The organism is Streptomyces spinosus (assembly GCF_020400655.1).
Classification (GTDB): domain Bacteria; phylum Actinomycetota; class Actinomycetes; order Streptomycetales; family Streptomycetaceae; genus Streptomyces; species Streptomyces argyrophylli.
This window is the reverse complement of the sequence record NZ_JAINRC010000031.1, coordinates 68,868-79,776: the sequence shown is the minus strand read 5'-3', so window position 1 is coordinate 79,776 and position 10,909 is coordinate 68,868. Positions and strand designations below refer to the sequence as shown.

The window sequence follows — 10,909 nt, the reverse complement described above, 5'->3', positions numbered from 1 at the left end:
GGTGGAGGAACTGGCCCCCGACCGGGACCCGTCCCGCAACCCCTTGTTCCAGACGATGTTCGTGCTCCAGAACACGCCGGACCAGCACGGCTGGAGCCTTCCGGGGCTGGACGTCGAACCGTTCACGGTCACGCTGCCGGACGCCAAGTTCGACCTCACCCTGATGATGTCCGAGGACCCGGACGGCGGTCTGCGCGGCGCCCTGGAGTACCGCACGGACCTGTTCGAACGGGACACGGTCGCCCGGCTCGCCGGCCACCTGGGCACCGTGCTGGAGACGGTGGCCCGCGAGCCCGCGGTCCGGCTGTCCGGGCTCTGCCTGCTCACCGCCGAGGAGCGGCGGCGCACGGTGACCGAGTGGAACGACACCGCCGCCGCCTTCCCGGACACCGCCACGCTGCACGGCCTGTTCGAGGAGCGGGCGGCACGGCAGCCGGACACGGTGGCCGTCGAGGGGCCGCACGGCACGCTGACCTACGGCGAGCTGAACGCGCGCGCCAATCGGATCGCCCACCACCTGCGCACCCGGTACGCGGTGCGGCCGGACATGCCGGTCGCGGTGTGCCTGGAGCGCGGCCCGGACCTGGTGACGGCCGTACTCGGCGTGCTGAAGGCGGGGGCACCGTACGTGCCGCTGGACCCGGACTACCCGGCCGAGCGCCTGGCGTACATGGTCCGGGACACCGCGACCCCGGTCGTCCTCACCGGCACCGCGCATACCGGCCGGCTGCCCTCGGACGTACCGCTGCTGCTGCTCGACGAGGACACCGCGACGCTGGCCGGCGAGCCGGACACCGACCCCCGGCCGGTCACCGCGCCGCACCACCTGGCGTACCTGATCTACACGAGCGGATCCACCGGCCGCCCCAAGGGCGTGCAGGTGGAACACCGCAGCGTGGTCAACCTGGTGCACTGGACGGCGCGGGAGTACGGGCTGGAGCCGGGGGAACGGATCGCGCTGCTGGCCGGGATCGGCTTCGACGCGGCGGCCTGGGAGCTGTGGCTCGGCCTGACCCGGGGCGCGACCTGCTGCGTCACCACCGAGACCGTCAGGCTCACCCCGCACCTGCTGCGGGACTGGCTGTGCGAGCAGGGCGTCCACGCCACGTTCCTGTCCACGCCGATGCTGGAGGCGCTGATGGCGGTCCAGTGGCCGGCCCGGAGCACCCTGCGGTACGTGCTGACCGGCGGCGACCGGCTGCGGATGCCGGCCGGGGCCCGGCTGCCGTTCCGCGTCATCAACAACTACGGCCCCACCGAGACCACCATCATCGTCACCTCGACGGCGGTCGAACCCGGCGACGCGGTCCCGCCGATCGGCCGGCCCATCCCCAACGTCCTGGCGTTCGTGGTGGACCAGCACGGCCGGCCGGTGCCGGTCGGGGTGCCCGGCGAACTCCTCGTCGGGGGCGTGCCGGTGGCCCGCGGCTACCGGGGCAGGCCGGAACTGACCGAGCAGAGGTTCACCGCGTACGAGGCCGAAGGGCTGAGCACCCGGGTCTACCGCACCGGTGACCTGGTGCGGTGGCGGGCCGACGGTCAGCTGGAGTTCCTGCGGCGGATCGACAACCAGGTGAAGATCCGCGGCAACCGCATCGAGCTCGGCGAGATCGAGGCCACCGTGCTGACCCACCCCGGCATCGGCGAGGTCAGCGTGGTCGTCCGCGAGGACACACCCGGCGACAAGCGGCTCGTGGCGTATCTCGTGGCCACCGGCGCCGACGCGCCGAGCACCGCGGAACTCCACGCCCACCTGGGCCGGTTCCTGCCCGACTACATGATCCCGGCGGCGTTCGTCACTCTGGACCGGCTGCCGCTGACCGCCAACGGCAAGGTGGACCGGGCGGCCCTGCCGGTGCCGGACCACCAGCGGCCGGATCTGGGGACGGAGTACACCGCGCCGCGCAACGCCGTCGAGCGGACCGTCACCGCCGTCTGGCAGGAACTGCTGGGCATCGAGCGCGTCGGCGTGCACGACAACTTCTTCCAGCTGGGCGGGCATTCGCTGCTCGCCACACAGGTCGCCTCCCGGCTGCGCAAGGCGCTGCGGGTCGACGTGCCGGTACGGGCCGTGTTCGACTCTCCCACCCCGGCGGGGCTCGCCCAGGGCATCGCCGACCTGATGATGGCGGCGATCACGGCGCAGTTCGCGCCGGCCGGGTGACGGCGCCCGGTGCCACACCGTGAAGGGGCCGGACCTCGTCGTGGAGGTCCGGCCCCTTCACCGTGCGCCGCTCACGCCGGGTGCACGGCGCTTCAGGCCACGTCCTCGGCGCGGATGCCACCGCTGGCGAGCGCCAGCGCGCCGAGCTGAAACCGGCTCTGGGCACCGAACCGGTCGGTCAGCTTCTCCGACAGCCGGCGCACCGTGCGCAGCGAGACGTCCATCCTGCGGGCCGCCGCCGCGTCCGTGAGCCCCTGCGCCCACAGCCGGAGCACATGCTGCTCCTGCAGCGAGAGGTCGCCGCGGGTACGGGGGCGCGCCTGCGTGAACGGCACGGCCTCCTTCCACAGCCGGGCGAACAGGGTCGCGAACGCCTCCGTGACCGACTCGACGCCGCACGCCATCGCGCCGATCACGCTGTGGCCGCCGACGACCGGCACCACGGCATGCCTCCGGTCGGAGAGGATCATCCACACCGGCAGCGACGGCAGGGTGCGGACGGTGCCGCCGAACTCCTCGGCGCGGCGCAGGTGCTCCGTCGCGCCGGGGTCGTTGCGGACGCTCTCCAGCACGATGGCGCGTGCGGGAGTGCGGCGCCGCCGCAGGATCTCGTCCACCGGCCGGCCGGCCTCCAGGGCCGCCGTGTCCAGCCGCTCGGCCGGTCCGACGGTCAGCCACTCGTCCGCGCACTCCTCGGCGAGAGAGGTGACGTGCCGCCACACGGCGTCCGCGCCGGCCAGCCACTCGACGTCCGGAACGCTCGCACCGCGCCGTCCGCGCTCCGACAGCAGCCGCGTCACCTCCAGCCGGCTGCCCTCCACCTGGAGGCGGTGGCGGGCGAGTTCGTCCTGCTGCCGGGCGAGCATCGCTGCCAGCCCGACCTCCGGATCGACCGGACGCCAGCCGCTCGCGGAATCCCCCGGGACGACGAGCAGCAGGGCGGACAGCCGCTCCAGCCCCTCCCGGACCGTTTCCTCGGTCTCTCCCAGATGCTCGGCCAGCTCGGAGACCTTCGCGCCGGGCCGGTCGGCCATCGCGATGTACACGCTCCGCGCCACGGAGTCGATACCCAGAGAGGTCCGCATGTCGTCCACTCCTGTAAGTCTTGTCGTACGGCACCTGTTGGCTGTGGGACACGGGTCGAGATCGGTCCGACGGCGCCGCCCGGGACACGACCGTGGGCCGCCGGCCGGACACCAGTAGAACGGGAGCCGCCGCGGCGGCGGATGCGGGCCGAACCCCCAAGTTCCTCGCGCACGACCGCGCCCGGGTCGGGCCGGGGCACCGCCACGGGCCGCGCTCCGGCCCGGACGCCGGCTCTCCGGCGCGCGCGCCCACCGCGCCCGGAGGGCGCACCGGACACCACCGCGCGCACCGGCCGCCCACCCGGCCGCCGGCCTCTCGCCCCGTACCCGTAAAGGACGTGCTCGACGGGGCGTGCGCGCCCCCATATACCCGCACGGCCGGCCACCCGTCCCGCACACCCCTCGGCCGCCCGGCACCCGGCCCCGCCGTCGGCCGCCCCTACGTCGCCGGCCTGCGCTTCTCACCCGGCCGGGCGGCACGGCCCGATCCGTCGTCGCCCGGCGCCCGTGCCCCGCGGCCCCCCCCGCCTGCCCCATGAGCCGGCGGCACCGGGCAAGGGCCGCCGGGAAATATGGGGGACAGTTCCCCATGCGGGCCCCCACCGCATCTGTGACCTTGTTCTCGTGAGCGAATCAGCAGCACCCGCGACTCCCAGCAGCGCGAACCCCCCGGCCCTCGCCCGACGGGCCGTCACGATCCTCCGGACCGGCACCGGCCGCGCACCGCTCCGCGCCGGCGCTCCCGTCCCGGCCACGGCGATCACCGAACTTCGCCGTACCGGCCGGCCCTCCGCACGCTGAGAGTCACCAGGCGGATCCGCCCACGCCGTTCGCCCGTCTTCCCGTACCCGCCCTCACAGACACGAGGTTCTCCCCATGGCCGAGCTCCGTCGCGACGACTCCTCCGCTCCCGCCGACCTCGCCGCCCGTCCGGCCGACGACTCGGACGCCGCCGGCGGCATCACCCTGACGGGCCGCAACCGCGCCTGCGCCCGAGCCCGCGTCCTGGCCGGCATGGTCCTCACCAGCGGCCTCGTCATCACCCTGACCTCGATCGACACCTCGGTCTCGGCCCCGCACTGAAGCGCCCGCCCCGCGCCGGGGCGCCGGCGGCGGCCGGGCCGGCGAGCCGAGCTGTTCCGACCGGCCGGGCACGGCCCCTCGTGGACGCGGTACGGCCGGCACACAGGACTTCCCCTCCGCTACCGCGCCGGGCAGGTACGACGCGGCCGGCCGGACCCCGCCCGCCAGGGCCGGCCGCCGAGTCCCGAAGGCCCGTCCGGCGCGTCCCCTCCCGCCGGGGGAACCGGCGGAGGGGCCTCAGACGTCCCGCAGGGCGGCCGACTGCGCGCACAGGTCCGCGCGGTTCGCCGCCCCCGTCTTCGTGACCAGACTCGCGATGTGCTTCTCCGCCGTGCGCGGGGAGATGAACAGCCGGTCGGCGATGTCCTTGTTGCTCAGCCGCTCCGCCAGGAGCCGGAACACCTCGAACTCCCGCACCGTGACGCCTTGGGCGCGCAGCCGGTCGGGGATGCCGCTGGTGCCGGTGCGGTGCTGGTGCACGGAGGCGCCGAGCCGGCGCAGCCCCGCCCGGCAGGCGCCCGCCACGGCCTGGACGTCCCGCTCGTGGAAGTAGTGTTCCGCGCTGCGCAGCCAGCCCACCGGATCGCCCCAGCCGTCCTGGTGCGCCGCGTCCGCGACGAGCCGCAGCCCGAGGTGCCGGGCCAGCGGGTACGGCTCGGCCACCGCGAGCGCGTCCTGCACCGTGGCCGCCGCCCGCTCACCCGCGCCCTCGCGGCCCAGCAGCACGGCGTCGCTCAGCAGCACGAACTGACGGTTCCAGCGCATCCGGGCGACGGCGGTGGCGGTGATCTCCTCGTGCCGTGCCCGGTCCGCGTCCCCGGCGAGCACGTCCAGCAGCAGGACCAGGCCGTGGGTGCCGCCGAGGTGGTAGGTCGAGGGGTTGCCCGCCTCCAGCGCCAGCACCTGCCGCAGTTCCTCCCGGGCGAGGCCGCGGTTCTCCTCCAGCAGGGCGCAGAACGTCCGGGCCAGACCGCGGCCGAGCGCCTCCTCCTGCGAACCGGCCCCGTCCCACTCGGCGAAAGCCGCCAGCGACCGCTCCATCTCGCCCCGGTCGGCGTGATGGGCCGCCAGGACGGCCTGGGCCATCAGGACGTACCGCACGACGGGCGCGAGACGCAGCCTGCGCACGACGGCCATGCACTCGGCGGCGGCCGACCGGGCGGTGTCGTAGTCGCCGCGCAGCACGGCGTCCAGCACCAGGATGCCGTCCACGGTGTGGACGATGTTCACGGAGCCGAGCCGCAGCGCCTCCTCGCGGACCGCCAGCAGGCCCGTGGTGTCACCGTCGGCCAGCCAGGCGTTGCCACCGAGCCGGGTGGCCGCGTACATGCGCTGCAGAGGCAGACGGTGGCGCTCCGCCGTGGCCAGTGCCTGGCCGAGCATCGCCGCCGACTCCTCGGGGTCCCGCTCGCGCGCCACCGTCGCGAGCAGTTCCCGGGCCTGGCAGGCGACGACGGGCAGACCGTGCCGTTCGGCGGTGTCGGCGGCGGACCGGGCCAGTTTCTCCGCGTGCTGGGTACGGTCGGGCCCCGGCGTGTCGAGAGCCAGGTAGGCGGCCGTGACGTCGACGGCCGCGGCGACCGACTCGTCCGGTGCCGCGGCCAGCACCTCACGGGCGCGGGCTATCTGCCGGTTGCCGTCACTCCACCGGCCCGCCGTGTGGGCGACCTTGGCCAGCCGGGTGTGCAGCGTGGCCAGACGGACGGGGCTGAGCCCCGAACCGTCCAGCGCGTGCAGGTCCTCGGCGAGGTCGAGGGCGCGGGCGAAGTCGCCGGCCTCCGCCAGGGCCGGCAGCAGGTTCTCCAGCACCATGGCCCGCGACTGCGGATCGCCCGCGTCGGCCAGCAGCCCCTCGGACCGGCTCAGCAGGGTGACGGCGGAACCGAGCGCCCCGGCCGCCAGCGCCCGGCTGCCCGCCTCCGCGAACAGCAGGCCGGCCTGCACCTTGTCGCCCGCCGTGCCGCGCAGCCCGGCCGCGAGCGCGCACCAGTCACCGGCCAGGTCCGGATGCAGTTCCTCGACCGCCTCGGCGCCCCGCCGGGCCAACTCCGCGCGCAGACCAGGGGTCATCTGCGTGAACAGGGCCTCCACGGTGAGCGAGTGACGGAAGGAGTACCAGTCCGGCGCGGGTTCGTCGGGAACCACCAGCCGCGCGGCCACCCCGGCGTGCAGGTGGCTGAGCAGGGCCCGGTCGTCGACGCCGGTCATGCGCTGCAGGACCGTGAGCGGGAAACGCCGGCCCAGCACGGCCGCGGCCGACAGCAGGGTCAGTCCCTGTGCGCCGAGCCGGTCGATACGCCGCACGATGCCACGCGCCAGTGACGAGGAGACGTCGCTGCGGAGGTTGTCGACCGCCCGCCAGCCCTCCGGGCCCCGCACCAGGGTGCCGGCCCCGATCATCGACTGGAGCAGTTCCTCGACCAGGTACGGACTGCCCGAACTGTCCTCCCACAGCCGCTCCAGCACCGCCGCGGGCACCTGCTCCGGACCGTCGGCCCCGAGCTGCGCCGCGATCATCTCGTGCGTCTGGGGCCGGGTCAGCGGCGGCAGTTCCACCAGGGTGGCCGCGCCGCGCCGGCGGGCCGACTGCGCGAGGTCGAGGGCGTCGCTGAAATCCGTCCGGACTGTGGCGAGCAGCAGGACGGGCGAGTACTCCAGGTTGTCCACCAGGTACTCGAGGACGCCGAGCGTTTCCGGGTCGGCGTCGTGCAGGTCCTCCAGCAGCAGCAACTGGCCCTGCCCGCGCCCGGCGGCGATGAGCAGGCGCAGTACCGCCTCGCCCAGGATCACCATGGAACTGTCGTCGCGTTCGCCGGTGTCCCAGTCCGGGATCAATCGCCCGAGAACCGGCCGGTAAGGACCGAGGGCCAGGTCGTCGATGGGTTCGCCACCGCGGAAGAGCGGCATCAGGGCTTCGGTGAGCGGCCGGAACGGCACGGCCGGTCCCGTGGTGCTGCTGCGGCCCCGCAGCACCCGCATCCCGGCACCCAGTGCTCCGCCGACGGCCTCCGCCGCGACCCGCGACTTGCCGACACCGGCCTCTCCCACGAGGAACACGACACCGCCGCGACTCTGGCGCGTGTCTGCCAGAGCACGTTCTAACAGGGCCAGTTGGGAGTCCCGTCCGACCAGAGAAGGCGCATGGGAACGCATGAACGCAGATAGTAATCGGACATCGGCCACCGCGGCAGGCCGCGCAGCCGGGGACCGGTTCCGCCACCCCGCGGCACGCCGGGCGCGGGCCACGCCGCCACGCCCACGGGCCCGGTGCCACCGCCGGCGAGGCACCGGGTGGGCCGACGACGCCGCAGGCGAGCATCACGGCGGCCGGGACACGTCCCGAGGCGCTAGGTGTGGCCCGCGGGCGTGGCGCGCCGGAGCGGGGGGCGGCCAGGACCGGGCTCCTACAGGAGCAGCAGGGACGGCACGGTGTCGGGGTGGGCGAGACGCAGGAGCCCGTAGCCGATGCCGGAGAGACCCGTCAGCAGCCCGGGGGAGGGGACGTGGTCGGGAGTGGCGCAACGATGGCTCTGCGCCTCGACCAGCGCGAGCACCTGTCCGGAACACCGGGACAGCGCCCCGGCGGCCACCGTGTCACCCCGCCCGGCGAGCGTGACCAGCGCCTCCAGCGTGCCGAGCGTGCCCTGCCCGGGACTCAGACCTGGACCCACCTCGGCGTCCGCCAGGAACGGTGTCAGCGCGCCGGCGGCGCTCAGCGGCGCCGCGGCGGCCACGCCGGCGAGCCCGGAGACCCAGGAGAGGTCCGCGGGCGCGGTCCGTACCGTGCGGACCGCGGCACGCAGCAGCGCGTCGGCGGCGTCCGCGTGTTCGGCGGCCCGCTCCGGGCGACAGCCGGCGTAGCGCCGCAGAGCCCAGCCGATCCCGGCCGCGCCGTCCGCGAACCCGGGCCCGCCACCGAGGACGGCGGCGTCCGCGGGCGGGCCCTGCCGGTCCGGTCCGCGCACCGTGACCAGCAGCAGGTCCGCCACCGCGTCGGCCAGCCGCAGCGCCTCGGGCGTCCCGGTCGCCTCGTGCGCGGCGACGGCGGCGGTCAGCGCCCCGGCCGCGCCACCGGCCAGCCCCGGATCGGCGCAGGCGGCCACGGCGTGCCCGAGCGCGGTGAGCGCATCGGGCAGACAGCCCGTCAGGTCCTCACCCAGCAGCACGGACAGCCGCACCAGCGCGTGGACCACACCGGCGAGCCCGGCGTAGGCGCCGGGTCCGGCCGCCGCGCTCAGTTCCGGATCGGCGGCCAGCGCCTTCACCAGGGCGGGCAGTGGCCGGACCGCCTCCCGGGCCAGCGCGGCGTACCGCCCGGCGCCGGTCAGCGCGTCCGCCTGCGCGAGGAACAGCGCCACCCCGCAGTACCCCTGCCCCAGCCCGGCACCCATCGGCAGCACGGCCCAGTGCGGACCCGACACCTGCTCCAGGCCCAGCCAGTTGGTCCGGCCGCCGCCGTGTACCGCGCGGGCGGCGATCTCGTCGGCGATGCCGCACGCGGCGGCCAGCAGCCGCGAGGCGTCCGGTACGACCGCCGGGAGCGGGGCGACGGCGAGTTCGGAGCGCCGCGCCAGAGGGGAACCGCTGCCGCGCGCCGCCAGGGTCGCCGAGATGATCCACTCCTGGTCGTGGCAGTCGACCTCGTCCATCCGGGCCAGCTTCTCGCCGACCGCGGTCAGGGCGGCCACCGGCAGCACGTCCGGCAGCCACGTGCCATCGGCCGCCCGGACCCCTGTACCGGACGGCCGATGCACGAACAGGGGGACGTCACCGCGCCACAGCTGCGCGGTCTCGTGCTCGATCAGGCGCCGGCGGGCCTCGTCGTGCTCGGACTCGGTCCACAGCACCGCGAACACACCCTCGCGAGCCAGGGCGTCGCCGAGCAGCGACGGGTGGGCGGACTCCTCCAGCAGCGTGGCGTACAGACGGGTGGACCGCACGATGAGGCGCGCGGGGCTGTCCGCGTGCCGCGCCAGCGGCCCGCCCGGGGCGAGCAGTTCACGACCGTGCGCGGCCAGCGCCGCGTAGCCGGTGCGGAACCCCTCCAGCAGGGCCGCCCGGTGGTCGGCCCCTGCCAGGGGCACGCCCGTGGGCAGCGGCTGGTTCTGTGCGGCCGGGCTGAGTACCGCCCCCCGTACCGCCCGCATCGTGTCCTCGCCGCTGTCCTCCCAGTGCAGGCCCTCGCTCGGGAAGGTGCCCTCGGCGTCCCGGCCCAGCGCGGAGATGTCCAGCGCGCCGTGTTCACCGATCAGCAGGTGGGGCAGCAGACAGGTGCGGTGCACCGAGGCCTGCAGGGCGTCCGCCGCGGGGTCGGAGCCGGCCGTCATGGCCTGCGGAAGTCCGGTGTGCAGCAGGGTCTCCGCGTCGACCAGGACCGGCTGGTCGCCGCAGGCGATGACGTTCTCGTAGTGCATGTCGGCGCCGTCCACCGCGTACAGCAGGGCCAGCAGCGCACCCTGGTGCCGGTAGAAGGCATCGGCCTCGGTGCCCGACCGGCACCAGCGGTGCTCCACGAACTCCAGCCAGCCGTAGCCCGGCCGGCGCACACTGCGCGGCGTGCGCAGGGCGAGGCCGGGCACCTTGGCGCCGAGCCAGGCCGCCAGGTCGTCCAGCAGGCCGTGCTGGTCGAGCGACCGGGGCTTGTACACGAGCCGGCCGCCGCCGGCGAAGCGCAGGACCGCGACCGCCCGGTTGCCCTGGTGGGCGTCGCCCAGCCCCAGGTCCACCCCGGCCGGCGCACCGGGTTCGCGCCCGTCGAGGAGCTCGCCGACCAGCTCCTCCCGGTCGGCCTGGAACCGCGTCACCAGCTCCGCCGTGGCGTCCGCCGCGTCCAGCGCGGTCTGCGCGAGCATCCGGGCCAGCACCGGGTAGGACGCGAACAGTGCGGCGAGGCCCCGCCGGCTGCCGGTGGCGGTGACGAACGAGGCGAACCGCTCCCGCGGGTCCGCGCCGGCGAGCCGCCCGGCGCGTCGGGCCAGGGACAGCTCGTGGACCAGGGTCCGGGCCGCCTGCCGGGTCAGCTGCTCGGTCAGCCGCCGCTCGAACGCCCCCCGCCACACGGCCTGTTCGGTCGCGGACACGTCCGCCGTGCGGCGGGCCAGCAGATCCGCGGCCAGGGTGACGAGCGGTCGCACGACGACGGCGAAGACCGCGGGGCCCGTGCCGTCCACGGCCGGTGCGTCGACGCTCTCGGGGGCGGCGGCCAGTGCCGCCTCGGCGAAGCCGGCCCAGGCGGGCTTGGACGCGCGGGCGGCGAGGTGCTCGGCGGTCTCCGCGGCGAGGGCCGCCACGGTGGCCCCGTCCACGCCGAGATGGGCCAGCCGCAGGGCGAAGCCTTCGCCGTCCCCGAGGTTCCACGGGGCCCTCCCGGCGGCGGCACCGGCGGGCGCCGCCGGGAGGCCGGGTGCGGCGAGCCGCTCCGCGAGGGTCAGCGCCGGGGCCCACCAGACGTGGGGCGGGCCGGCGCCGAGCGGGCCCGGAAGGCTGGCGGTCCGGGGAGCCGGGAGGTCGGTGGTCTCAGTCACGAGGACGAAGGTGTCAGACCTCCGCGGCCCCCACATGGGGAACTGCCCCCCAT

The 10,909-nt window shown here is 75.5% G+C and carries 5 protein-coding genes; 2 read left to right on the top strand and 3 right to left on the bottom strand.

All coding sequences use genetic code 11. From position 1 onward, the window contains the following. On the top strand, nt 1-2,164 hold a 2,164-nt coding region (locus tag LG395_RS38640; protein WP_225813903.1), incomplete at its 5' end, for a non-ribosomal peptide synthetase. A gap of 92 nt (nt 2,165-2,256) precedes the next feature. Here the strand turns inward: LG395_RS38640 and LG395_RS38635 are convergent. Continuing rightward, on the bottom strand, nt 2,257-3,249 hold the full coding sequence (locus tag LG395_RS38635) for a helix-turn-helix domain-containing protein (RefSeq protein WP_225813901.1): 993 nt from the start codon (nt 3,247-3,249) through the stop codon (nt 2,257-2,259). 876 nt (nt 3,250-4,125) lie between these two features. On the opposite strand from LG395_RS38635, the gene LG395_RS38630 reads away from it, so the two are divergent. Further along, entirely contained in the window at nt 4,126-4,332 is a 207-nt protein-coding gene (locus LG395_RS38630; protein WP_171150120.1) for a hypothetical protein, read from the top strand. Between the two features lie 237 nt (nt 4,333-4,569). On the opposite strand, the gene LG395_RS38625 is transcribed toward LG395_RS38630, so the two are convergent. Together LG395_RS38625 and LG395_RS38620 are read right to left on the bottom strand one after the other, a co-directional pair. Further along, entirely contained in the window at nt 4,570-7,485 is a 2,916-nt protein-coding gene (locus LG395_RS38625; RefSeq protein ID WP_225813899.1) for a helix-turn-helix transcriptional regulator, read from the bottom strand. Between the two features lie 251 nt (nt 7,486-7,736). Further along, the gene (locus LG395_RS38620; RefSeq protein WP_225813897.1) at nt 7,737-10,856 is read right to left on the bottom strand and encodes a type 2 lanthipeptide synthetase LanM family protein; all 3,120 of its coding nucleotides are present in this window, start codon (nt 10,854-10,856) and stop codon (nt 7,737-7,739) included. Nucleotides 10,857-10,909 lie beyond the last annotated feature (53 nt).

What these genes read in the sequence shown, in the direction of transcription:
- LG395_RS38635 (WP_225813901.1), bottom strand. Translation starts at nt 3,249, where the DNA reads ATGCGGACCTCTCTGGGTATCGACTCCGTGGCGCGGAGCGTGTACATC.
- LG395_RS38630 (WP_171150120.1), top strand. Translation starts at nt 4,126, where the DNA reads ATGGCCGAGCTCCGTCGCGACGACTCCTCCGCTCCCGCCGACCTCGCC.
- LG395_RS38625 (WP_225813899.1), bottom strand. Translation starts at nt 7,485, where the DNA reads ATGCGTTCCCATGCGCCTTCTCTGGTCGGACGGGACTCCCAACTGGCC.